Annotated in this window: 20 protein-coding genes; 9 read left to right on the top strand and 11 right to left on the bottom strand. The window is 71.6% G+C overall.

Going from position 1 to position 24,101, the window contains the following annotated elements; all coding sequences use genetic code 11:
• Positions 1-36: 36 nt before the first annotated feature.
• Positions 37-2,862, top strand: coding sequence for an ABC transporter permease (locus AB0C19_RS25935; protein WP_357189432.1), 2,826 nt, complete (start codon positions 37-39; stop codon positions 2,860-2,862).
• Positions 2,863-2,867: 5 nt separating this feature from the next.
• Positions 2,868-3,614 carry an ABC transporter ATP-binding protein gene (locus AB0C19_RS25930; protein ID WP_357189430.1) on the top strand — a complete coding sequence of 249 codons (747 nt, stop codon included), beginning with the start codon at positions 2,868-2,870 and terminating at the stop codon, positions 3,612-3,614.
• Positions 3,615-3,632: 18 nt separating this feature from the next.
• Here the strand turns inward: AB0C19_RS25930 and glmM are convergent, their stop codons facing one another.
• The 7 genes from glmM to AB0C19_RS25895 all read right to left on the bottom strand — a co-directional run bounded on the left by glmM (position 3,633) and on the right by AB0C19_RS25895 (position 9,132).
• Positions 3,633-4,988 (bottom strand): phosphoglucosamine mutase, encoded by a 1,356-nt coding sequence (glmM, locus tag AB0C19_RS25925; RefSeq protein ID WP_091402319.1) that lies wholly within the window; start codon positions 4,986-4,988, stop codon positions 3,633-3,635.
• A 115-nt stretch (positions 4,989-5,103) separates the two neighbouring features.
• The gene (gene rpsI / locus AB0C19_RS25920; protein WP_238687804.1) at positions 5,104-5,586 is read right to left on the bottom strand and encodes a 30S ribosomal protein S9; all 483 of its coding nucleotides are present in this window, start codon (positions 5,584-5,586) and stop codon (positions 5,104-5,106) included.
• 20 nt (positions 5,587-5,606) lie between these two features.
• Positions 5,607-6,050, bottom strand: a complete 444-nt coding sequence (rplM, locus tag AB0C19_RS25915) for a 50S ribosomal protein L13 (RefSeq protein WP_053653864.1) — start codon at positions 6,048-6,050, stop codon at positions 5,607-5,609.
• Positions 6,051-6,259: 209 nt separating this feature from the next.
• Positions 6,260-7,642: a nitrate/nitrite transporter gene (locus AB0C19_RS25910; protein WP_357189427.1), complete on the bottom strand. Its 1,383-nt coding sequence runs from the start codon at positions 7,640-7,642 to the stop codon at positions 6,260-6,262.
• 164 nt (positions 7,643-7,806) lie between these two features.
• Positions 7,807-8,100 carry a hypothetical protein gene (locus AB0C19_RS25905; protein WP_091402325.1) on the bottom strand — a complete coding sequence of 98 codons (294 nt, stop codon included), beginning with the start codon at positions 8,098-8,100 and terminating at the stop codon, positions 7,807-7,809.
• A complete protein-coding gene (locus tag AB0C19_RS25900) occupies positions 8,090-8,347 on the bottom strand; it encodes a DUF6364 family protein (RefSeq protein ID WP_091403518.1) in 258 nt (85 codons plus the stop codon). Before AB0C19_RS25900 ends, AB0C19_RS25905 begins: the two co-directional genes overlap by 11 nt.
• A gap of 89 nt (positions 8,348-8,436) precedes the next feature.
• Positions 8,437-9,132 carry a methyltransferase domain-containing protein gene (locus AB0C19_RS25895; RefSeq protein WP_357189425.1) on the bottom strand — a complete coding sequence of 232 codons (696 nt, stop codon included), beginning with the start codon at positions 9,130-9,132 and terminating at the stop codon, positions 8,437-8,439.
• Between the two features lie 469 nt (positions 9,133-9,601).
• Here AB0C19_RS25895 and AB0C19_RS25890 point away from each other — a divergent pair, with 469 nt between their 5' ends.
• From AB0C19_RS25890 to AB0C19_RS25865, 6 genes are all read left to right on the top strand, one after another.
• A complete protein-coding gene (locus tag AB0C19_RS25890; RefSeq protein ID WP_357189423.1) occupies positions 9,602-9,847 on the top strand; it encodes a hypothetical protein in 246 nt (81 codons plus the stop codon).
• 229 nt (positions 9,848-10,076) lie between these two features.
• Complete coding sequence (locus AB0C19_RS25885; protein ID WP_357189421.1) at positions 10,077-12,251, top strand: molybdopterin oxidoreductase family protein; 2,175 nt, start codon at positions 10,077-10,079, stop codon at positions 12,249-12,251.
• Positions 12,248-13,687, top strand: coding sequence for an FAD-dependent oxidoreductase (locus AB0C19_RS25880; RefSeq protein WP_357189420.1), 1,440 nt, complete (start codon positions 12,248-12,250; stop codon positions 13,685-13,687). The genes AB0C19_RS25885 and AB0C19_RS25880 overlap by 4 nt, the downstream gene beginning before the upstream one ends.
• Positions 13,684-16,221, top strand: coding sequence for a nitrite reductase large subunit NirB (gene nirB, locus AB0C19_RS25875; protein WP_357189418.1), 2,538 nt, complete (start codon positions 13,684-13,686; stop codon positions 16,219-16,221). The genes AB0C19_RS25880 and nirB overlap by 4 nt, the downstream gene beginning before the upstream one ends.
• Positions 16,218-16,565, top strand: a complete 348-nt coding sequence (gene nirD / locus AB0C19_RS25870) for a nitrite reductase small subunit NirD (RefSeq protein WP_357189416.1) — start codon at positions 16,218-16,220, stop codon at positions 16,563-16,565. Before nirB ends, nirD begins: the two co-directional genes overlap by 4 nt.
• A complete protein-coding gene (locus tag AB0C19_RS25865; protein ID WP_238667554.1) occupies positions 16,565-17,653 on the top strand; it encodes a uroporphyrinogen-III synthase in 1,089 nt (362 codons plus the stop codon). The genes nirD and AB0C19_RS25865 overlap by 1 nt, the downstream gene beginning before the upstream one ends.
• A 44-nt stretch (positions 17,654-17,697) precedes the next feature.
• Here AB0C19_RS25865 and AB0C19_RS25860 read toward each other — a convergent pair whose 3' ends face one another.
• From AB0C19_RS25860 to AB0C19_RS25845, 4 genes are all read right to left on the bottom strand, one after another.
• Positions 17,698-18,321: an ATP/GTP-binding protein gene (locus tag AB0C19_RS25860; protein ID WP_030329978.1), complete on the bottom strand. Its 624-nt coding sequence runs from the start codon at positions 18,319-18,321 to the stop codon at positions 17,698-17,700.
• Positions 18,302-18,667: a DUF742 domain-containing protein gene (locus AB0C19_RS25855; protein ID WP_007465174.1), complete on the bottom strand. Its 366-nt coding sequence runs from the start codon at positions 18,665-18,667 to the stop codon at positions 18,302-18,304. Before AB0C19_RS25855 ends, AB0C19_RS25860 begins: the two co-directional genes overlap by 20 nt.
• A gap of 89 nt (positions 18,668-18,756) precedes the next feature.
• Positions 18,757-19,164, bottom strand: coding sequence for a roadblock/LC7 domain-containing protein (locus AB0C19_RS25850; protein WP_007465177.1), 408 nt, complete (start codon positions 19,162-19,164; stop codon positions 18,757-18,759).
• Positions 19,161-22,304 carry a sensor histidine kinase gene (locus tag AB0C19_RS25845; protein WP_357189413.1) on the bottom strand — a complete coding sequence of 1,048 codons (3,144 nt, stop codon included), beginning with the start codon at positions 22,302-22,304 and terminating at the stop codon, positions 19,161-19,163. The genes AB0C19_RS25850 and AB0C19_RS25845 overlap by 4 nt, the downstream gene beginning before the upstream one ends.
• Positions 22,305-22,748: 444 nt before the next feature.
• Here AB0C19_RS25845 and AB0C19_RS25840 point away from each other — a divergent pair, with 444 nt between their 5' ends.
• Positions 22,749-23,927: an ABC transporter substrate-binding protein gene (locus AB0C19_RS25840; protein WP_357189411.1), complete on the top strand. Its 1,179-nt coding sequence runs from the start codon at positions 22,749-22,751 to the stop codon at positions 23,925-23,927.
• The last annotated feature ends 174 nt before the right edge of the window (positions 23,928-24,101 follow it).

The following is a 24,101-nucleotide window of genomic DNA, read 5'->3' as shown; positions in this document are numbered from 1 at the left end:
TCGCGCAGAGTGGGGGACAGCACACGGGGAGGCGCGATGCTCGGCTTCATCTGGAGACAGCTGCGCGGCCGTGCGGGACGGTCGGTGGCGCTGCTGGTCGGCGTGCTGGTGGCTACCACCGGCTTCGTGGTCCTGACCGGCGCCACCACCACCTCCCACCTGGACGTCACCGGCACCGTCGAGCGCAACACCCAGGTCGCCTACGAGATCCTGGTCCGCCCGAAGGGGACCCGCACCCCGCTGGAGGCCGAGCGCGGGCTCGTCCGCCCCAACTATCTCTCCGGGCTCTTCGGGGGCATCACCACCGAGCAGTACGAGCAGGTGACCGCGGTCCCCGGCATCGAGGTGGCGGCCCCGATCGCGATGCTCGGCTATTCCACCACGCTGCTGCCGACGCCGATCGACCTCACCGACGCCGTCGACCGCTCGCTGGAGCAGCAGGTCATCCGGGTCGACCCGACTTTCCACGCCGAACGCGGTCTCTCCAGCGCACCGGGCAAACCCCGGTACGTGTACGTGACCACAAAGCCGTTGATCTACCCCCGGATCAACAGGGGAATCGACGGTGACACGGTGCCGTACTCCGATGGGCGGTCCTACTCCTGGTCGGACACCTGCGGGCCGACCCCCCGCGAGGTACAGCCGGACGGGCGCAGCCTGCCCATCTGCGATCCCGGATACGCGTTGCTCGGCAACCCGGGCACCTACTCCGAGCGCGAGGACTGGTCCCTGCACGCCGTCCAACTGCTGCCCGATGGCCGGTTCCAAGCCGACTCCTACATCCTCGCGACCGACCGGGACGGCTCCGCTACACCCACCGACCGGCTGGTGATGGCGTACGACCTGACCGTGCCGTTCCTCCTGGCCGCTGTGGACCCGGCGGCCGAGGACCAACTCGTCGGACTCGACGACGCAGTGGTCACCGGTCGAGCCGTTCGCACCGACGACACTGTCGCCGTCAACCGCCGGGGCTCAGGGGACAACCACGAGGTCCCGGTCCTCGTCACCAACCGACCCTTCATCGACGAGTCGCTGGCGGCCAGGTTCACCCGGCTCGCGATCAGCCCCGCCGGGGTGGAGGCGATCGACTTGGAGGAGACGTTGAGCCGCCCTGGAGGGACTCCCGCCGGGTCCGGTCGGCACGACCTCAGCGCCGGGCACCAGGCGATGCTCACCGAGGAGCTTTCCCTGGGCGGGTGCTGCCACGGTCAACTTCAGACGGTCGTGCAGTCGGCCGAGGTGCAGTACGACCCGCTACCAGACGGCAGCCTGCGGGCCCGCCAGCAACCACCCGGCAACCCCGAGGTGTACGGCAAGTTGGAGGCGATCAACCCGCTGCCCCGACCCTGGCTCGCCGACGACACCGGTTCCCGATCGATACGGGCGCTGCCGCTACCCGTGGGCGCGAACAGCGCCAATCGTTTCTGGCGGGCCGTCGGTGTCTTCGACCCGGACCGGCTGGCCGGGTTCAGTGATCTCGGCCAACTGCCGCTGGAGACCTACCAGGCGCCGACGGCACAGGGTGCCGACGGCCGCAGCCGGGCGGCGCTGGGTGGTCAACCGCTGGCGCCCAGCGGCAATCCCGCCGGCTACCTGTCCGCGCCGCCGCTGCTCCTCACCAACCTCGGCAGCGTGCCGAAGATCCTGGAGGGTGGCGGCGGGCCACAGGCCAAGGCTCCGATCAGCGCTGTCCGGGTACGGGTGGCCGACGTGGGCGGCTACAGCGAGCGATCGGCCGAGCGGGTCCGACTGGTCGCCGAGCAGATCGCGGCACGTACCGGGTTGGACGTCGACATCACCCTCGGCTCGTCGGGGGCGCCGCAGACAGTGGAGCTGCCCGCCGGCTCGTTCGGCCGGCCGATGCTGCGGCTGACCGAGAACTGGTCCGCGCTTGGTGTGGCCTCGGTCATCACCCAGGCGGTGGACCGTAAGAGCCTGGTGCTCTTCGTACTGGTGCTGGTGGTGTGCGTGCTGTTCCTCGGCAACGCGGTCAGCGCCGCCGTCCGGGACCGACGCTCCGAGCTGGCGGTTCTCTCCTGTCTCGGTTGGCCGGTCCGCCGCATCGCGGCGCTGATCCTGGGCGAGGTGGCCCTGCTGGGGCTCATCGCGGGGTTGCTGTCGCTGACCCTCGCGGTTCCGCTCGGAATCGCACTCGGCATCGACGTCGACTGGCGGCGATCCGCCCTGGCCGTACCCATCGCCCTGCTGCTCGCGGTGGCCGCGGGCCTGGTGCCGGCACTGCGGGCCGCGCGCACCCACCCGGCCGCCGCCCTCCGGCCGATCGTCGCTCCCGCCGGCTGGGTACGCCGGCCACGCACCCTCTTCGGGTTGGCGCTGGTGAATCTGGCCCGTACCCCCGGGCGCACGTTCCTCGGCGCCGGCGCGCTGGCCATCGGGGTGGCCGCGCTGACGCTTGTCACCGCCGCCGCGTGGGCGTTCCGGGGCACGATCGTCGGCAGCCTGCTCGGTGACGTGGTCTCGCTGAGCGTGCGCGGCGCGGACACCGTGGCCGCCGCGGCGACCGTGCTGCTCGGTGCCGCCGCGGTGGCGGACGTGCTCTACCTGAACATCCGCGACCGGGCCGCCGAGTTGGCGACCCTGCGGGCGATCGGCTGGACCGACGCCGAACTCGGCCGGCTGGTCGGCTACGAGGGGCTGACGCTGGGGCTCGTCGGTTCGACGACCGGCGCGGCGGTCGGCCTGGCCAGCGCGGGTTGGCTGATCGGCGCCCTTCCCGGCGCGCTGCTCCTGGTGGCCGTGCTGGTCGCGCTGGCGGGCGCGTTGGTCAGCGCCGTCGCCGCGCTGGTGCCCGCCGCCCTGTTGCCGCGCCTACGACCCGCCCGACTTCTGGCAGAGGAGTAACAGTCATGAGCGATCAGATCGGCAGCGCGATCTCGGTCGACCACCTGACACGACGATTCGGCACCGGGGCGGACCAGCTGACAGCTGTCGACGACGTGTCCCTGACCGTCGCGGCTGGCACCGTGGTGGCGTTGACCGGGCCGAGCGGGTCGGGCAAGTCGACGCTGCTGCATCTCATCGGCGCGATCGAGCAGGCCGACGAGGGCAAAGTGACAGTCGACGACGTGGTGGTCAGCGACCTGCGTCGGGCCGCACTGGCCCGCTATCGGCAACGGGTCGGCTTCGTGTTCCAGCGCTACCACCTGCTGCCCGCACTCACCGTGCTAGACAACGTGATCGCGCCGGTCCTCCCTCGCCGGGGCCGGGCCGATCACGCGACCCGAGCCCGCGAGTTGCTCGACGCGGTCGGCCTGGCCGGGCGCGAACGCGCCCTGCCCGCGCAGCTCTCCGGTGGCCAGCAGCAACGGGTCGCCATCGCCCGCGCCCTGATGGGGGCGCCGGGCCTGCTGCTGGCCGACGAGCCCACCGGCAACCTCGACTCCACCACCGGCGGGCAGATCCTCGACCTACTGCTCGACCTCCGTGAACGGCACGGCATGACCATCCTGCTCGCCACACACGAACAGGCCATCGCTGCCCGCTGCGACCGACTGGTCCGACTGACCGACGGACGCGTCACCGAGGACCTCGACCTCACCGACGGCGAGGACCCCGCCGACACGTACGAGCGGGCGGCTCGACTGCGGTTGTGACGCCGCCCCGAGGAGGTCTCAGGCGACCGGGCTCGCGGTGCGGACCAGCTCGGCGATCCGCTCGGCGACCTCACGGGCGGTCGCCTCGGTGGCCGCTTCGACCATCACCCGGACCAGCGGTTCGGTGCCCGACGGGCGCAGTAGCACCCGGCCGGTCTCCCCCAACTCCGCCTCGGCCCGCTCGACCTCGGCGCGTACTGCGGGTGCGGCGGCGCCGACGGTCCGGTCGCCGACCGGCACGTTGATCAGCACCTGGGGCAGCTTGGTGACCACCGAGGCCAACTCGGCGAGGGACTGGCCGGTGGCCGCCATCCGAGCCATCAGGTGCAGGCCGGTGAGCACCCCGTCGCCGGTGGTGGCGTGCGCGGGCATCACGATGTGGCCGCTCTGCTCACCGCCGAGCGCCAGCCCGGAGGCGCGCAGCTCCTCCAGCACGTACCGGTCGCCGACCTTGGTCTCGATCAGGCGGATGCCCTGCGCGGACATCGCGAGTCGAAGCCCGAGGTTGCTCATCACGGTGGCAACCAGGGTGTCCTGGGTGAGCGTGCCGGCGTCCCGCATGGCCAGCGCGAGGATCGCCATGACCTGGTCGCCGTCCACCTCGTCGCCGTCGGCGGTGACCGCCAGGCAGCGGTCGGCGTCGCCGTCGTGGGCGATGCCCAGGTGGGCGCCGTGCTCGACCACTGCGGCGCGCAGCGCCTCGATGTGGTTGGAGCCACAGTCGTCGTTGATGTTCAGCCCGTCGGGCTCCGCGTGGATGGCGATGACCTCCGCGCCGGCCTCCCGGTAGGCGACGGGGGCGACCTCGGCGGCGGCGCCGTTGGCGCAGTCGACCACTACCTTGATCCCGTCGAGCCGGTGCGGAACGGTGCCCACCAGGTGCTGGACGTAGTGATCGGCACCGTCGAGCAGGTCGTGCACCCGGCCGACGCCGGCACCGATCGGCCGGTCCCAGGCAGTGGTGGCGTTCGTCTCGACGGCCGCCTCGATCTGCATCTCGATCTCGTCGGGCAACTTGTGCCCACCGGCGGCGAAGAGCTTGATGCCGTTGTCCGGCATCGGGTTGTGCGACGCGGAGAGCATCACACCCAGGTCGGCCTTGGCCTCCGCGGTGAGGAACGCCACCGCCGGCGTGGGCAGCACGCCGACCCGAACCACGTTGGCGCCGGCACTGGTCAGCCCGGCGACCACGGCGGCCTCCAGCATCTCGCCGCTGGCGCGGGTGTCGCGACCGACGACGGCGAGCGGCGGATGACTGCGGTCCGTCTCGGCGAGTGTGTGCGCGGCGGCCACCGCGAGCGCCAGCGCCAATTCCGGGGTGAGATCCGCGTTTGCCCGCCCGCGTACGCCGTCCGTGCCGAACAACCGACCCATACCCGCCAACCTCCGAAAGAGCACTGCCAGTGAGGAGAAAGCGGAACGGCCGACCCGCCTCCCCGAGGGGGAGGCGGACCGGCCGTCCGTCAGAAGTACAACGCGCTGGAAAAGATCAGCGCTTCGAGTACTGAGGAGCCTTACGGGCCTTCTTGAGGCCGTACTTCTTGCTCTCCTTGACCCGGGCGTCACGGGTGAGGAAGCCGGCCTTCTTCAGGGCCGGGCGGTCGTCCGGCTCGTTGATGATCAGCGCACGGGCGATGCCCAGCCGGAGCGCACCGGCCTGGCCGGTGGTGCCGCCGCCACGCAGGTTGGCGATGACGTCGAACTGCTCGGGCTTCTCGGCGGTGACCAGCGGGTCCTTGATGAGCTGCTGGTGCACCTTGCTCGGGAAGTACGCCTCGAGGTCCTGGCCGTTGCAGGTGATCTTGCCGGTGCCCGGGACGAGGCGAACCCGGACAATGGCCTCCTTGCGGCGGCCCACGGTCTGGATCGGCCGGTCACCACGAGGCGCGCGGGCAACGGGCGCCGGCGCCTCGGTGGCCTCGGGGGCCTCCGTGGCTTCCGGGGCGACCTCGGTCTCGATGATGTCGGTCATGCTGCTTCCTTCGCCCGCGCTCACTGCGCGATCTGCTTGATCTCGAACGGCACCGGCTGCTGCGCGAGGTGCGGGTGCTCGGCACCGGCGTAGACCTTCAGCTTCTTGATGAGCTGACGGCCGAGCTTGTTGTGCGGGAGCATCCCCTTCACAGCCAGCTCGATGGCCCGCTCGGGACGCTTGGTCAGCAGCTCGTCGTAACCGATCTGCTTCAGACCACCCGGGTAACCGGAGTGGCGGTAAGCGACCTTGGTCTGGCGCTTGTTGCCGGTCAACGCAACCTTGCCCGCGTTCACGATGACGACAAAGTCGCCCGTGTCGACGTGCGGCGCGAAAGTCGGCTTGTGCTTACCACGCAGCAACGTGGCGGCGTGGGTGGCCAGGCGGCCCAGCACGACATCAGAGGCGTCGATGACGTGCCACTGACGCTCGATCTCACCCGGCTTCGGGCTGTACGTACGCACAGGTCTACCTTGTCTCGTCGTCGGTCTGGGGTCGCGCGCCGAGGTGACCAGATCTAGCAGGCCGGACCAGCGCGCACGAACGACCAAGCGTACCTGAAGGGGCACGCCTCTGGATGTCGTACAACAGCAGGCAACGATACCCGGCGCCCCGTCCGCAGGTCAAAACGGGGGTGGGGTCCCGCGCGGCGACGCGCCGAGGGTGTCTCAGCTCACACGTTGGCGAGTCGACCGGCCCTCGGACGGCGGTAGACCACCCAGGTGACCGCGAAACACAACGCGTACCAGCCGATGAACGCCAGGTAGGCGGCGTCGGCGTTGCCCGAGCTGAGGAACGACTGGCGGAAGGCGATGTTGACCAGCACCCCGCCGAAGGCGCCGATCGCACCGGCGATGCCGATCAACGCGCCGGTCATCCGTCGCGCCCACCGCGCGGCGGCCTCCGGATCACGCTGACCGGTGGCCACCGCGTCCGCCGACCGGGCTCGGAAGATCGCCGGGATCATCTTGTACGTGGAGCCGTTTCCGACGCCGGAGAAGACGAAGAGGGCGAGGAACCCCGCGAGGTAGAGCCCGAACGAGCGCTCCCGGGCCGCGTACAGCACTGTGCTCGCGCCGGCCGCCATCGCCACGAAGTTCCAGAAGGTCACCCGTGCCCCGCCCAGCCGGTCGGCGAGGTGCCCGCCCAGCGGCCGGATCAGCGAGCCGACCAGCGGACCCAGGAAGGTCAACCAGGCGGCGTCGACCGGGGTGGGGAACCGCTCGGCGAACTGGAGCTGGAGCACCTGGCCGAAGGCGAAACCGAAGCCGATGAACGAGCCGAAGGTGCCGATGTAGAGCAGCGACATCACCCAGGTGTGCGGATCGCGGGCCGCCTCCCGCAACGCGCCCGGCTCGTTGCGCGCCCCCGGCACGGTGTCCAACCAGCGGGCCGCGGCCAGCGCGGCCAACACGATCAGCGGCAGGTAGACCGCCGGCACCAACCGGGGGTACGCGGCCCCCGCGGTGGCGAGGACCGCCAGGCCGACAAGCTGCACGGCCGGTACGCCCAGATTGCCGCCACCGGCGTTGAGCCCGAGCGCCCGTCCCTTGAGCCGCTGTGGGTAGAACAGGTTGATGTTCGCCATCGAGGAGGCGAAGTTGCCGCCGCCGACCCCGGTGAGGCAGGCGAGCACCATCAGGGTGGTGTAGGACACCCCGGGTTCCAGCAGTACCGTCATCGGGACCGCGGGCACCAGCAACAGCAGCGCGCTGATGATCGTCCAGCGTCGTCCACCGAAGCGGGCCACCGCCAGCGTGTACGGCAGCCGCAGCACCGCGCCCAGGGCGGCCGGCACGGCGGTGAGCAGGAACTTCCCGGCCGGATCGATGCCGTACGCGGGGCCGAGGAAGAGCACTGTGACCGACCAGAGACTCCACACCGAGAAACCGACGTGCTCCGCGAAGATCGAGACCCAGAGGTTGCGTCGGGCGATCGGCGCGCCGGTGGCCTGCCAGAAGTCCGGGTCCTCGGGGCGCCAGTCGCGCAGCGGTTGCCGGCGACCGGTGACGGCAGGCGGCTCGGCGGTGACTACGGTGCTGGTGAGCGTGCTCACGGCGGCTCCTCCTCGTCGATGTGACGAGGGGAAACGCTAGGAACACCCGGTTACCTGGCAGTGCCCGTCGCGGGTCGGGCCGGAAACGGCTGCCGCACCACGGGCCGGCGGCGATGGTGAGCACGCCACCGGGGCGGCACTATCGGAGCTTCCTTCGCGCGCGATCAGAGCTGCTGGAGGATGCGCAGCGCGCGGCCCACCCGGAGCATGGTGTCGGTGTCGGCGACGTCCACGCACGCGGTGAACCACTTCTTCATGGGCGAGGAGATCCGGTCGGGCATCACCACGTACCGGCCCATCGACACGGCGAGCGGCGAGTCCCGCAGGAGCGACTCCTCGACCACCTCGACCACTATCACGATGGGCACGTCGGTGGAGTTGTAGACGTCCGAGCTGATCACGAGGCCGAGGCGTTCTCGGGCGCCCTCGATGCGCCAGATCTCACCCCTACGCAGCACGCGGCCGTCCGCCGGAGAACAGGTCGTTGACCATGCCCACCTCGCGGGCGTCGGCGAGCGCGGCAGACTCAAGATCCAGGCTGGCGCGGCCCACGGCGGCGGCGTGGGCGGTGAAGACCTCGCGCAGCGCCTTCTCCCGGGCGGCCTGGTCCATCCACGCGGAGAGCGACAGCCCCTCACGCTTGGCGAACCGCCGCGCCTCCTCGATCGTCTCGTCCGTGAACGAGAGAGTCACCTTGGCAGTCATGCCGAGCAGATTACCCAGCGGTGTGACCAACAGTCATCCCTCCGCTCGGCGGCTCGCCCCCGGGCGGCGAAACGCACATTCCGTCGGGCCTACCCGGCCCGGCCGCCGAACACCGCGAAGCGCCACTCCTTGAAGTAGCAGTCGACGTCGGCAAGGCCCGCCTCGGCGAGCCACCGGCACTGGTCGGCCACCGTGGCCGGGCGGTCGTGGCGCATCCGCTCCTGGGAAGCCGCGATCTCGTCGGGGGACGCGCCCAGTTCGGTGATCCGCTCCAGCCACACCTCGTCGTAGCGCCGGTCCAGCTCCGGGGTCGGGCCGGCGACCTGCTCGGCGTTGACGAACACCCCGCCCGGTACCAGCGCGGCGGCGGCCCGCCGGTAGAGCGCGCGCTTGCCGGCGTCGTCCAGGTGGTGGATCGCCAGCGCGCTGACCACCGCGTCGTACCGGCCCGGCGGCAGTTCGTCGGCGAGATCGGCGTGGACCGTCCGGTGCGGCACGGACCGCGCGTCCAACTGGTCGGTGGCGCGGGCGAGCATCGCCGGCGCTCCGTCCACCAGGGTCAGCCGGACTCCGGGCACCGCGGCGGACAGAAGCAGCGAGAGCAGGCCGGTGCCGGCGCCCAGATCCAACACCTCCGGGGTACGCCCGGCAGCGAGCGCGGCCCGCAACGGCGGCGCTGCCACCTGGACGGCGGTGCCGTAGAAGGCGTCGAAGCACGGGATCAGCCGCCTGCGCGCCTCGTCGTAGGTGCCGGCAACCGCGTCGAAAACGTCCGTCACACTCATCGCAGCCTCCCACTTATTGAGAAAACTTTCCCACATTATAAGCCAGCGAACAGCGCTGATGTCGTCAAAGATTCAGCTCCAAAGCCCCCCGGTGCGACTCAAGGGCCAGTGGTCATCGAGACCGCCGCCGATCTTGCACTTCCGGTCGTCGTTTCGTCGCACTCATCCTTTATGCCGCCACAGAAAATGCAAGATCGCCGCAGGAGAGGGCGGTGCGCGGGAAGCGCGGGGGGAGAGGCTTCGGGGGGTGCTTCCCGGGGGATCAGACGGCGCGGCCGGTAGATCTCACGGAACGCGGCTAACGCGTTCGTGGCGGGGCCGCCTTCGACCTGCTCAGATCTTGGACAGTTTCCGTTACGTCAGAACGGAAACTGTCCAAGATCTCGACTGACGAGCACTGACGGACCAGCCGTCCGATCGGAGACCCGAGCCGAAGCCCACACCGCGAAAGCCGCACACGGGCGACGTCTTGCACCTGACCCGCCCCGCGAGTGTGCAGTTCCTGCGCCCGATCTTCGTCCACGTGATTCGCGTTCTCGACTGCCCGACGTACGACGGGTGGCTGTGGATCGACGGTCACGAGCTGGCCGCGAATGGCGATGCGGTCGCCCGCCGGTCCCTGTTCGTGATGCCCGCGGGCCTGATCTGGCCGAACACGCCCGCCCGGCGGCCCGTTTCCCAACCACCCGCGTTCCCGTCAAGCGCAGTCCGGTGAGAGTCGGGTGACCCGCCGCCCTCACACCACGCCGACCTGCGCTGACCTGCTCTGACCGCTCCCCGCGGGATGAGGTCCGCTATGGCCGCGCTGGGCGGGCGTCCGTCCGAGGCGGCCGCCGTCACCCACCCGTCACACCCGCTGCTCCTGTGCGGTGTGAGCCCCACTTGACAGGACCGAAACAGAAGGGACCCGGACCGGAAACCGCTCGGCGGCACGCTTTCCCGACATGACAGACGGTGCACGGTCGGCGACTCCGCCTGGGCTGACGCCCCGGGAAGTGGCGACGCACTGCCCGTACTGCGCACTGCAGTGCGGGATGACGCTGCGCGCGGACGACGCCGGTGTGACGGTCCACCCGCGCCAGTTCCCCACCAACCGGGGCGGGCTCTGCCAGAAGGGTTGGACCGCTGCCGAACTGCTCGACCACCCGGAACGGCTGACCACTCCGCTGGTGCGCGACCCGGCCACCGGTGAACTGCACCCGGCGAGCTGGGACACCGCGCTCGACCGGGTGGTCGCCGGCATCCGCGCCGTTCAGGGCGACGCCGGCCGGGACGCGGTCGCCGTCTTCGGCGGTGGTGGCCTGACCAACGAGAAGGCGTACGCGTTGGGGAAGTTCGCCCGGATCGGGCTGCGCACCAGGCACATCGACTACAACGGACGGTTCTGCATGTCCTCGGCGGCAGCCGCCGGGATGCGCGCCTTCGGCATCGACCGTGGGCTGCCGTTCCCCCTCGCCGACCTGGGCCGGGCCGACACCCTGCTGCTGGTCGGGGCGAACCCGGCGGAGACCATGCCGCCGCTGGTGCGCTGGCTCACCGAGCAGCGCCGGGGCGGCGGGAAACTGATCGTCATCGACCCCCGGGTCACCGCCACCGCCCGCCAGGCCGACCTGCACCTGCAACCGCTGCCCGGCACCGACCTCGCGGTGGCAAACGCGCTGCTGCACATCGCCCTCACCGAGGGTTGGGTCGACCGGGCCTACGTGGCTGACCGCACCACCGGATTCGACGCGGTCCGCCGAGGCGTCGCCGCCTGGTGGCCGGCCCGCGCGGAACAGCTCTCCGGCGTGCCGGTGGCCGACCTGGAGGCGACCGCCCGAGCGCTGGGCACCGGTGGTCGCGTGATCATCCTGACCGCGCGCGGCGCCGAGCAGCACGCCAAGGGGGTGGACACCGTCACCGCGTACGTCAATCTCGCTCTGGCCCTCGGTCTGCCCGGCCGCGACGGTTCGGGGTACGGCTGCCTCACCGGCCAGGGCAACGGCCAGGGCGGGCGGGAGCACGGGCAGAAGGCCGACCAGTTGCCCGGCTACCGGCGGATCGACGACCCGGCGGCCCGGGAGCACGTGGCAGGGGTCTGGGGCGTGCCGGCCGACGAACTGCCCGGCCCGGGAGTCCCCGCCTACAAGCTGCTCGATTCGCTCGGCACCCCGGGTGGCCCGCGCGCGTTGCTGGTGTTCGGGTCGAACCCGGTGGTCTCGGCACCCCGGGCGGCCCGGATCGAGGGCCGACTGCGCGACCTCGACCTGCTGGTCGTCGCGGACCTCCTGCTCTCCGAGACGGCCGCGCTGGCCGACATCGTGCTGCCGACCGCGCAGTGGGCCGAGGAGGACGGCACCATGACCAACCTGGAAGGTCGGGTGCTGCGCCGACGCGCGCTACGACCGCCCCCGCCGGGCGTCCGGACCGACCTCGCCATCATCTCCGACCTGGCGACACGGCTGGCCGAGGCGGAATCGCCGGACGCCAACCCGGCCGACGCCGACCCGGCCAGTGTGCGACCGGCCGCCGTCGCGGCGGCTCGGTTCCCGGCCGACCCGGCCGCCGTCTTCGCCGAGCTGCGCCGCGCCTCCGCCGGTGGGGCCGCCGACTACGCCGGCATCAGCTGGGACCGGATCGACGCCGACGACGGGGTCTACTGGCCCTGCCCGACCGAGGACGGGCCGGACACGCCCCGACTCTTCGCCGACCGGTTCGCCACACCGGACGGCCGGGCGCGCTTCCACAGCGTCGACCATCGGCCGGCCGCCGAGGAGGTCTGCGACACGTACCCGCTGCATTTCACGACCGGTCGGGTGCTGGCGCAGTACCAGTCGGGCACCCAGACCCGACGGGTGGCCGCGCTACGCCGCGCCGCCCCGGAGGCGTTCGTCGAACTGCACCCCGACCTGGCCGCCCGGCTGGACATCGACGACGGCGACCCGGTGCGGGTCACCTCGCGCCGAGGTGAGTTCTCCGCTCCGGCCCGCCTCAGCGCCGGGATCCGACCCGACACCGTGTTCGCCCCGTTCCACTACGCGGGGGCGGGACGCGCCAACTCGGTGACGAACGACGCGGTCGACCCGATCTCCGGGATGCCCGAGTTCAAGATCTGCGCGGTACGGGTGGAGAAGGCATGACCGCCCGGGTGGTCATCGTCGGCAACGGGATGGCGGGCGCCCGCCTCGCCGGTGAGCTGCACGCCCGGGAGGGAGACCGGAAGGTCACAGTGCTCGGGGCGGAGCCGCACCGCGCGTACAACCGGATCCTGCTCTCCACCCTGCTGACCGGCCGGATCGACGAGCCGGACGTGGAGCTGACCGAAGCCGCCGGGCACGGCGTCGACCTGCGCAGCGGCGTACCCGTGACCGCCGTCGACAGGTCCGCCCGGGAGGTCCGCACCGACGACGGCGAACGGATCGGATACGACCACCTGGTGCTCGCCACCGGCGCCCGTGCGGTGGTGCCGCCACTGCCCGGCCTCGACCCGACGAACCTGCCGGAGCGCGTGATCCCCTTCCGGACCCTGGACGACTGCCGCCGGATCCTCGCAGCGGCGGACGGCGCCCGCAGCGCGCTGGTGCTCGGCGGCGGGTTGCTCGGCCTGGAAGCCGCCCGAGGGCTGGCCACCCGGGGGCTGGCCACCACTGTGGTGCACCCGAGAGAGCACCTGATGGAACGGCAACTGGACCCGACCGCCGGCGCGGTGCTCGCGGGCACGCTCGCCGGTTTCGGCGTCAGCGTCCAACTGGGGGTGTCGGCGACAGGCGTGGCAGCGGACGCCAGCGGTGTCCGCCTCGACCTGGCCGACGGCCGGTCGCTCCGCGCCGACCTGCTGGTGCTCTCCTGCGGCGTACGCCCGGACACCGCCCTCGCGCAGGCCGCCGGCCTGACCGTGCGGCGCGGCGTGGTGGTGGACGACCGGCTGCGCACCAGCGACCGGTCCATCTCGGCGATCGGCGACTGCGCCGAGCACGACGGCGTGCTCACCGGGCTGGTCGCGCCCGCCTGGGCCCAGGCCCAGGTGCTCGCTGACGTGCTGACCGGGACGGACCCCCTGGCCCGCTACCGGCCCCGCCCGGTGGTGACCCGGCTGAAGGCCGCCGGGATCGACCTGGCCTCGATGGGTGACGCGGCCAGTGGCGGGCCGGACGAGGAGTTGACCTTCGCCGACCCGACCCGGGGCACCTACGCCCGGCTGCGGATCCGGGACGAGCGGCTGATCGGCGCGATCCTGCTCGGCGACAACCCGGCCGTCGGCACTGTGATTCAACTCTTCGACCGTGGTCAGCCGGTGCCGAGTGACCGCCGGGCGCTGCTGCTCGGCAGGGCACTCGGCGCGGCCGGCGCTACCCCGGCCGCCTCACCGGCGCTGATGCCGGACGCGGCCACGGTCTGTCAGTGCAACACGGTGAGCAAGGGCGCACTGGTCAGAAGCTGGCGCTCCGGCGCCCGGACTGTCGATGCGGTGGTGGCCGCGACGCGGGCCGGCACCGGATGCGGCGGATGCCGGGACGCGGTGAGCGGCATCGTCGACTGGCTGAGCCAGGCGGAATCGGTGGAGGTGACGCGATGAGCGGCGGCGAACTGGTCGTCATCGGCAACGGCATGGTCGGGCAGCGTTTCGTGGACGCGCTGCGCGCCCGTGACCCACAGGGCACCTGGCGGGTGACGGTGCTGGCCGAGGAGGTGCGCCCGGCGTACGACAGGGTGCGGCTCTCGGCGTACTTCGACGGGGTCGGTGAGAGCGAACTCAACCTGCACACCCCGCACGACGGGGTGCGGCTGCGACTCGGCGAGCCGGCAACCGCCGTCGACCGGGACCGACAGGTGGTTACCACCGCCGTCGGCGAATACCGCTACGACGCGCTGGTGCTCGCCACCGGGTCGTACGCGTTCGTGCCACCGGTGGCCGGCACGGAGCTGCCCGGGGTCTTCGTGTACCGGACCCTGGACGACCTGGCGGCGATCCGGGCGTACGCGCGGGGCCGGCGGGTCGGCGCGGTGATCGGTGGTGGGCTGCTCGGTCTGGAGGCCGCCAATGCCCTGCGACTGCTCGGCCTGAGCACCGACGTGGTCGAGTTCGCGCCCCGGCTGATGCCGGTGCAGGTGGACCAGGCCGGCGGCGCGATGCTCCGCCGCTACGTCGACGAGTTGGGCGTACGGACCCATCTCGGGGTGGCGACCACAGCGATCCGTCAGGGCCCGGACGGCGGCGTCGCGGCCCTGGAACTCTCCGACGGCACCGCCCTCGACGCCGAGCTGGTGGTGGTGGCCGCCGGCATCCGGCCCCGGGACCAGTTGGCCCGGGACGCCGGTCTGCCGCTGGGCCCGCGCGGCGGGGTGCTCGTCGACGCGACCTGCCGCACCGCCGACGAGCGGATCTGGGCCGTCGGAGAGTGCGCGGCGGTCGACGGCACCTGTCACGGTCTGGTCGCGCCGGGGTACGCGACGGCCGAGGTGGTGGCCGACCGGCTGGTCGGCGGCGCGGCGACCTTCCCGGGCGCGGACACCGCCACCAAACTCAAGCTGCTCGGCGTCGACGTGGCCTCGTTCGGCGACGCCCACGGCACGACCGAGGGCTGCCTGGACGTCACGTTCACCGACCCGGCCACCCGCGTCTACGCGAAGCTGGTTCTCTCCGACGACGCGCACACCCTGCTCGGCGGGGTGCTGGTGGGTGACGCCAGCGCGTACCCGACGTTGCGGGCCAGTGTGGGCGGCCCGCTGCCGGCCGCGCCGCTGGCGCTGCTCGCCCCCGACGGCGGCGGCGCGGACGCCGGGGCGCTGCCCGCCGCCGCTCAGGTCTGCTCCTGCAACGCGGTGACCCGGGGCGACGTGGACGCCGCCATCGCCGACGGTTGCGCCGACGTGCCGGCGTTGAAGGCGTGCACCCGGGCCGGCACGAGCTGCGGCTCCTGCGTGCCGATGCTGAAGCAGCTCCTGGACGCGGCCGGGGTGGCGCAGTCCAGCGCGCTCTGCGAGCACTTCGACGTCAGCAGGCGGGAGCTGTTCGAGATCGTCCGTGTCCGCGGCATCCGCACCTTCTCCCGGCTGGTCGCCGAGCACGGTCGGGGCCGTGGCTGCGACATCTGCAAGCCGGTGGTCGCGTCGATTCTCGCCTCGCTGGGCAGCGGGCACGTGCTCGACGGTGAGCAGGCGTCGTTGCAGGACACCAACGACCACTTCCTGGCCAACCTGCAACGCGACGGCAGCTACTCGGTGGTGCCCCGGATCCCGGGCGGCGAGATCACCCCGGAGAAGCTGATCGTGATCGGCGAGGTCGCCCGGGACTTCCAGCTCTACACGAAGATCACCGGTGGGCAGCGCATCGACCTGTTCGGGGCGCGGGTGGAGCAGCTTCCGCAGATCTGGCGGCGGCTGGTCGACGCCGGCTTCGAGTCCGGGCACGCGTACGGCAAGGCGCTGCGCACTGTGAAGTCGTGCGTGGGCGAGACCTGGTGCCGGTACGGGGTGCAGGACTCGGTGGGGCTGGCCGTCGCGCTGGAGCTGCGCTATCGCGGGTTGCGTGCTCCGCACAAGCTCAAGTCGGCGGTCTCCGGATGCGCGCGGGAGTGCGCGGAGGCGCGCAGCAAGGACTTCGGCATCATCGCCACCGAGACCGGCTGGAATCTCTACGTCGGCGGCAACGGTGGTTTCCGGCCCCGGCACGCCGACCTGTTCGCCACTGATTTGTCGACAGAAACTCTGATTCGACTAATCGACAGATTCTTAATGTATTACATCCGCACCGCCGACCGGCTGCAACGCACTGCCGGCTGGATCGAAGCGATGGACGGTGGCCTGGACCGCCTGCGCTCGGTGATCGTGGACGACTCGTTGGGGCTCTGTGACGACCTCGACGCGGCCATGGCCCAGCACGTGTCGTCGTACTCCGACGAGTGGCGCGACGTCCTGGACGACCCGGATCGGCTGCGCCGCTACACCTCCTTCGTCAACGCTCCCGACGTGCCGGACCCGTCGATCACCTTCACCCGGGAACGCGGCCAGCCGGTCCCCGTACGCGACCAGTCCCCGACCGGATCCGAGCCGACGAACGGTCACCGTCGGCAACCGGTCACCCTCGGCCTACCGGAGGTACGGCGATGACTCAGACCCTCGCGCTGACCTGGACCACCGTCTGCCTGCTCGACCGGTTGGAACCGGACCGGGGCGTCGCCGCCCTGGTCGACGGGGTGCAGATCGCGCTCTTCCGGACCGCCGACGAGCTGTTCGCGATCGACAACCGCGACCCGGTCTCCGGGGCGTACGTGCTGTCCCGGGGCATCGTCGGCAGCCGTGGCGGAGTACCGACTGTCGCGTCACCGCTGCACAAGCAGGTGTACGACCTGCGCAGCGGGCACTGCCTCGACCTGCCCGGGGTGGCTGTGGCCCGCCACGACGCACGTTGCCGCAACGGGCTGGTCGAGGTGCGGCTGCGACAGGAGGGTTGATGCGGGAAGAACTGGCGGGCTTCACCATCGGGGTGACCGCCGACCGGCGGCGCGACGAGTTGGCCGCGCTGCTCGAACGACGGGGCGCCCGGGTGGTGCTCGCCCCGGCGCTGCGGATCGTGCCGCTGTCCGACGACACCGAGCTGCGCGAGGCGACCCGCGCCTGCCTCGACCAGCCGCCGGACATCCTGATGGCCAACACCGGCATCGGCATGCGCGGCTGGTTGGAGGCGGCCGAGGGCTGGGGGCTGGCCGAGCCGCTGCGCTCCGTGCTGGCCAGCTCGTACGTGGTGGCGCGCGGCCCGAAGGCACGCGGCGCGATCCGGGCGGCCGGGCTACACGACCAGTGGTCGCCCGCCTCGGAGAGCTGCGACGAGGTGGTCGACCACCTGCGCCGGCGCGGCGTGGCCGGGCAGGTCATCGCCATGCAGTTGCACGGCGAGCGGCAGCCCGAGTGCACGCTCGCGCTGGAGGCGGCGGGCGCCACTGTCATCGAGGTGCCGGTCTACCGCTGGGCGCCGCCGACCGATCCGGCGCCGCTGCACCGGCTGATCGACCTGATCGCCGGTCGGCTGGTGGACGCGGTGACGTTCACCTCGGCACCGGCTGCCGAGGCGTTGCTACGGGCCGCTGGCGACCGCACCGACGCGGTGCTGTCCGCGTTGCGCAGCGACGTGCTGGCCAGCTGCGTCGGGGCGGTGACCGCCGAGCCGCTGTTGCGGCACGGGGTGCCGGTGAGCGCGCCCGGTCGGGCCCGGTTGGGCGCGCTGGTGCGGACCATCGTCGACGAGCTGCCCCGCCGGACCGTGACGTTCAAGGCCGGCGGGCACCTGCTCACGTTGCGCGGGCACGCCGCGGTGATCGACGGCGAATTGCGGCCACTCGCGCCCGCGCCGATGGCGGTGCTGCGGGCGCTGGCCCAGACCCCGGGTCGGGTGCTGTCCCGCACGGCGTTGCTGAGGACGCTGCCCCGGGGCGCGGACGAGCACGCAGTGGAGATGGCAGTCGCCCGGCTACGGGCCGGCCTGCGCGCGCCCCGCGTGGTGCAGACCGTTGTGAAGCGCGGCTATCGGCTCCGGGTCGACTGAACGCGTCACGGCCGGCCGTCGCGAGCCGGCCGTGACGCGACGTTTCAGCCGACCGGCGTCGGGAAGCCCCGCCCGTGCTCGGACTGGAGCCGGAGCATGGCGTGCTCGACAACTGTCACCAGCACCTGCTTGACCGAGTCCCGTTGCCGGGCGTCGGTCATCACCAGCGGCACCTGCGGCGAGATGGCCAGCGCCTCGCGGACCTCCTCGGCCTCGTACTGCGGTGCGCCGTCGAACTTGTTCAGCGCCACCACGTACGGCAGGTTGCGGTTCTCGAAGTAGTCCAGCGGGGCGAAGGCGTCGGTGATCCGGCGGGTGTCCACCAGCACGGCGGCGCCCACCGCCCCACGGATGATCTCGTCCCACATGAACCAGAACCGAGTCTGACCCGGTGTACCGAAGAGGTACAGGATCAGGTCCTGAGCCATGGTGATCCGGCCGAAGTCCATGGCGACCGTGGTGGTCTCCTTGCCCGGCACCTTGGACGGATCGTCGATGCCGACACCCGCCGCGGTCATCAACGCCTCGGTGGTCAGCGGTGTGATCTCGGAGATCGCCCCGACCAGTGTCGTCTTACCGACGCCGAAGCCGCCCGCGACGACGATCTTCGCGGAGACGATTCCCCGGCCCGGCCGCCCCCCTGCGGGGTCATAGCCTGCGAAGTCCACTTAGCACCCTTCCAAGCAGTTCCATCCGCTCCTCGAACCCCTCGGCGGGAGCAGCAGTGTGTAACGTCAGCAGGCTCTCGGCCACCATGTCGGCGACCAACACCCGGGCGACGCCCAGCGGCATCCGGGTATACGCGGCGATCTCCGCCAGCGACTGTGCTCGGCCCTCACAGACCGTGGCGATTCGGTGCTTGTCGTGCCCGGCGAAGCGGGACTCGGCGACCTGGGTGGGAGAGGCGGTCAGGACGGCCTCGAGAGCGATGTCCTGCCGGGGCTCGGTACGACCACGGGTGACCGCGTACGGACGCACCAGCGCGCCACGCGGGTCAGCGCGTCGTTGGTCCATTCCCGATCACCTCCTCGTCCTCTGCTGAGCCGGACTGTGCCGCCTCTCGTCCCTGGTCCGGCGCTCGGAATGAGCGCCGTCTTCCGGTGCTAAGAGCGCACCGCGTCGCGCGGCAGCGGCACCAGCGCGGCACCCACCCGCTCGACCAGCAGCGCCATCTCGTAGCCCACCTGGCCCACGTCGCAGCTGCGCGCGGCCAGCACGGCCATCGAGGAGCCGTCGCTGATCGACATCAGGAAGAGATACCCGCTGTCCATCTCGATGACTGTCTGCAACACCCCGCCCGCGCTGAACATCCGGGCCGCGCCCTCGGTCAGGCTCACCACCCCGGAGGTGATCGCGGCGAGCTGGTCCGCCCGGTCCCCCGGCAGATCCCGGGAGGACGCGAGCAGCAGCCCGTCTGCGGACACCGCCACCACGTGGGCGATGCCCGCCACGCTGTCGGCGAAGTTGGTGAGCAGCCAACCCATGTCCTGCATGGCAGCTGGCCTGTTCATCGGCTCTCCTTGGTCGAGGTGCTGTTCAGGTCCGTTCCGGCCGTCCGACCGCGCTGCACACCGCGGTGGTAGGCCGACAGCAGACCACGTACTTCATCCGGGGTCCGCCGGCTGCGGTCCCGGCCGCTCTTCGGCTCGATGCCACCCGGCACGAGCTGTTGCTGCGGCACCCGCTTGGGCAACCCGGAGCGGGTGGTCCCGGCGGGAGCCGGCTCGGCAGCCCGGCTGGCCCGGGACCAGCCTTCGTCCGCCGCCGTACGCCAGGCCGCCGGGTCGGGGGCGGGTGCTGCGGCCGGAGCCGTCCGGGCGGCCGGAGGCGGGGCGTACGTCGGCGGCGCCGACGGCCGTGCCCCGAAACCGTCCATGGTGGCACCGAGTCCGTCGGCGCCCGGAGTGGCAGTGCCGTCGGTGCCGGAGCTGCCCGGGGTACGGGTCGGCAGTTTCGGTCGGGCCGGCGACGCGGCCGGCACGGACCCGGCGCTCGGCTGGCCGCCGTTGCCGGTGCGCAGGCCGGCGTCGGCCGCTGCGGTGGTGGCGGGCGCGGGCGGCTCGTCGAAGTTGGGCCGGGTGAAGATCGCGGTGGCGTCGTCGCCGTGCGACCGGAACCAGACCGCTTCCATCTCCCGGAAGATCGGAGCCTCGGCCGGGAAGTCGGGCCGGGTGCTGACCGGTGCGGCGGGCACCGGCGGAACGGCCGGCGGTGCCACCGCGCCCGGCCCGGCGACCGGTCCGACCGGGAGGCCCTGGGTGCCGCGCCCACCAGCGGTGTCCGGGGCGTCCGGGGTTGAGCCGCGTCGGGGCAGCGGGTCGACGGTCGGGTAGGCCACTGTCGGGCTGCCCAGCGAGGCGCCCGCACCGTTGCTGTAGGCAGGCCGGGCCGGCGGGAGCGGGGCGGCGGGTGCCGGGGCGGGGGCGGCGGGTGCCGGTGGCATCGTCGAGCGCGGGCCGGTGTAGCCACCCGCCTGCACGGCCGGGGTGGTGTCCCGCGAGTCCAGTGGCGACTGCCACTGGGTGGGTGCCGGCGGACTGGTCCGCCACTGGTCGGGCAACGTCGCCGCCGTCGTCGCGGCACCGGCGAACTGCTCGGCGTGGCCGGCCGGGGTGAGCGGCGCCTGCTCCACGGCCATCGGCTGACGCGGCCGGGTGAGCACCTGCTCGCGGCCCCGGTTACTGGGCAGCACCACGGTGGCGGCGGGCAACGTCACCTGGGCGACGGTGCCGCCCTCGACGTTGCGGCGCAACTCCACCCGGATGCCGTAGCGGGAGGCGAGTCGGCTCACCACGGCCAGACCCATCAGTCGGAACGCGGCGACGTCCACGCTCGGCGGGGCGGCCAGCCGTCGGTTGAGCGAGTCGAGCTGGTCGTCGGTGAGGCCGAGCCCGCGGTCCTCGATCTGGATCAGCACGTAGTCGCGGATCCGCCGACCGTCGGCGACCACCGTGGTGTTCGGCGGTGAGAACCGGGTGGCGTTGTCGAGCAGCTCGGCGACGAGACGTACCACGTCGTTGACGGCGTGCGCGGCCACCTCGATGTCGGTGTCGACAGTGCCGAACTCGATGCGGTTGTAGAGCTCCACCTCGGACTGGGCGGCGCGCAGCACGTCCACGACCAGCGCGTTGTCGTGACGCGGTGCGGCGGAGTCGGCGCCGGCCAGGACCAGCAGGTTCTCGTCGTTGCGGCGCATTCGAGTGGCCAGGTGGTCGAGTTCGAAGAGCTGCGCGAGCCGCTTCGGGTCCTCCTCGCCGCGCTCGATCGCGTCCAGCTCGCCGATCATCCGGTCGACCAGGGTCTGACTACGGCGGGCCAGGTTGAGGAACATCGCAGAGACACTGGTACGCAGTGCCGCCTGCTCGGCGGCGACCCGCACCGCCTCCCGGTGTACGACGTTGAAGGCCAGCGCCACCTGACCGACCTCGTCGCGGGTGTTGAGCTGGATGGGGTCCCGGACCTGGCGGACGATCTCGTCCACCCCGCCGTCACCCACGCTGCCCATGTTCTGCAGCCGCTGCACGGCGTCGGGCAGGTCGTGGTTGGCCACCGAGAGAGCGCCCTCGCGCAGTCGGCGCAGCGAGTGGTTGAGCGAGCGGGCCAGCACCACTGCCAGCGACACGGCGATGATCAGGGTCAGCAGCACCAGGATCGACTCGACAACTGCCTGCCGGATGACGTCCGAGCGGGCCTGGTCGGCCTGCTGGAGCAGTCGGTCCTGCAGTTGGATCTCGGCCCAGCGCATCAGGTCGTTCACGGCGCCGATCGCCGCGGTGGCGTCCTGCGCGGTGACCAGCGGGCGCTGTCCGACCGAGCGGGTGATGTCGGTGGCCACCCGGTCGGCCAGGCCGACCGCGTCGCCGGAGACGGTGCTGTCGACCAGGGCGCGCTGCACCGGGTCGGCGGCCAGCGAGAAGGCGACCAGGGCCTCCTGCTGACCGGTCAACGTTGCCACGAAGGAGGAGAACTGCTCCGAGTCGAGCTGGCCGGCCGTCAGCGCGGTGAAGGCGACTGCCTCTTCCTCGGCGACGGAAGCCTTGGCGCGGGCGAAGGCGGCGACCGCGCGGCGGCTGTCCGCCAGGCTCTCGTCGCCGGGCAGCTGGGCCAGGCCGTCACCGTAGGAGACCAGGTCGGTGAGGATGACTCCGTAGCGGAGCACTGCCTCGGCGACCGCCATCTGCCGGCGGTCCAGCACCTCCTGACGGGTGCTGTCCAGGGTGGCCAGGTGGTCGTCGATGGCGGCCAGCCGGTCTCGCAGGGCTGCCGGCACGTCGCCGATCCGGCCCCGCTCGGCGCGGTACTCGTCCACACGCTGCTGTGTCTGGCGGACCCGCAGGTTGTACGCGTCGGCCGGCTGCTGCGGAGCGGCGAGGTAGGCGGCCGCTGCCATCCGTTCGGACTGGAGGTCCTGGGTGAGGGCGGTGACGTCGACGGAGAGGGCCGTCAGTGACCGGGCCCGCGTGGCGTCGAACGCGCCCTCGCCGACGGAGATCAGCCGGACCGTGGCCAGCGCGATCACCGCCGCCACCGGGACGACCAGAATCAACGCCAACTTGGACCGGATCCGGGCGTCACGCAGTCTCGGCATGCGTCGGCGCGCAGGCCGACCGCTATCGCCGAGCGCGGGCAGGGTCGTCGGTCCGGTGCTCACGACATCGCCTCCGTCGTTTCTTCCCCGCCTGAGCCGCCGAGCCATGCCGTAAGCGGAGGGGACCACGCGCGGCACGGCCGCGATTTCATCAGAGATGATCGTGTTTGGGAAGCCGCAGTGAGGTAGGAAACGGTCGGACGGAGCGCATCCCGTGATCCGGGCAACTGATACCTTCATTTCCGCAAGCCCCTGAACAGGGCATGTAACTCCAGAGTGGTCACGCGTGTATGCAAAGTGAGCTTTTGCAAACATTGCGTTACCCCAGCATGTGGGATGGCCGTCCCGAAAGTGCTGCCGGGGTCCGCGCTTGACCACAGCGCCGGCCATTGGCAAGGTTTTGCAGGCTTCGCGCACACCGTACGGCAGAGGAGATCCCGTCCTCCACTGAGGACGGATTAGCGGCGGTGACCGGGCAGCGCCCGCGCCCGCACCTGGAGGACTGAGTTGAGCCCCATCCGCTCCGCGACCATCGCGGCGCTCGCATCGGCCGTAGTGGCCACCACGCTCACCGGCTGCCAGTTTGGCGAGGCGGAGAAGGACACGAGTCCGATCGTGATCGCCGCCGATCTCGAACTCTCCGGCGCCGCAGCCACGGTTGGCCGGACATACCAGCGCGCCCTCAAACTCAAGGTCGATCAGTTGAACGCCTCCGGAGCACTGAACGGCCGGAAGATCGACCTGAAGGTGAAGGACAACCGTTCCGACTCGGCCGAGTCACTTCGCAACATCGTCGACTTCAGCAGCGATTCGAAGGTCAGCGCCATCATCATGGGCGGCTGCAACGAATGCGCTGTCGGAGCTGTCGGGACCATCAACGAGAAGCGGATTCCCACCATTGCGCTAGCCGCTTCCGGCGCGATCGCCGCGCCAGCCGCTGAACGGCGCTACGTGTTCAAGCTCGGCCCTAACGCCGCGGACAGCGCCGCCGCACTGACCACCGAACTGCGCCGCAACAACATCCGTAAGGTGGGGATGCTGGTCAGCGACGACGACTACGGCCAGGAGGGCGCGACCGCGCTCAAGAGCGAGCTGGACAAGGCCAAGATCACGCTCCGACAGCAACGTATCAAGACCACCGACACCGACGTCAGCCAGCAGGTCCAGCAGCTCGCGTCGGGCAAGCCGGACGCGATGGTCTTCTGGACCCCGCCGGAGCAGGCGACACTGGCCGCCACCAGCGTCCAGCAGACCATCTTCCGTGGGTCGATCTACTTCGACGCGGCAGCGGCCGGGGACCTCTTCCTCGGCGCGGCGGCCAAGGCCACGGAGAAGGCCACCCTGATCTTCACGCAGACCATGGTGATCGATGACGTGATCGCTACCACGCCGGCCAAGGCGGCGCGGCGGCAATGGTTCCAGGACTACACGGCCCGCTTCGGTGGCTACAACGGGTCCTCGTCGTTCGCCGCGGACGCCGTCCAGCTGATCGCCGACGCCGAACTGCGCGCCGGCGGTGAGATCGGGAAGGTGGACCGCAACGGCATCCGGGACGTGCTGGAGACGTCCCAGATGGACGGCCTCTCCGGCCCGATCCGCATGACGCCGGACAACCACAGCGGCCTGATGCCGCAGGCGCTCACCACGCTGGTCGCCCGCAATGGTCGTTGGCGGTTGGCGGGGTAACGCTGGGGCCTTTCATCTGGCGGGCTTCCCCGGCCCTTCGTCGAGTGCCGGGTGGGGTGTGGCCGACCGTGCCCGGCTCCGGGCGCCGCCGCGCTCGACGCGGTGATCGGCAACGTCTTCCGCTACACCCCGCAGGGCACGGCGTTCGAGGTGGCGGTGTCCCGGCGCGACGGT

The sequence above is a fragment of the Micromonospora sp. NPDC048842 genome, from assembly GCF_040649935.1.
Classification (GTDB): Bacteria; Actinomycetota; Actinomycetes; order Mycobacteriales; family Micromonosporaceae; genus Micromonospora; species Micromonospora hortensis.
This window is presented reverse-complemented; position numbering and strand designations above follow the sequence as displayed.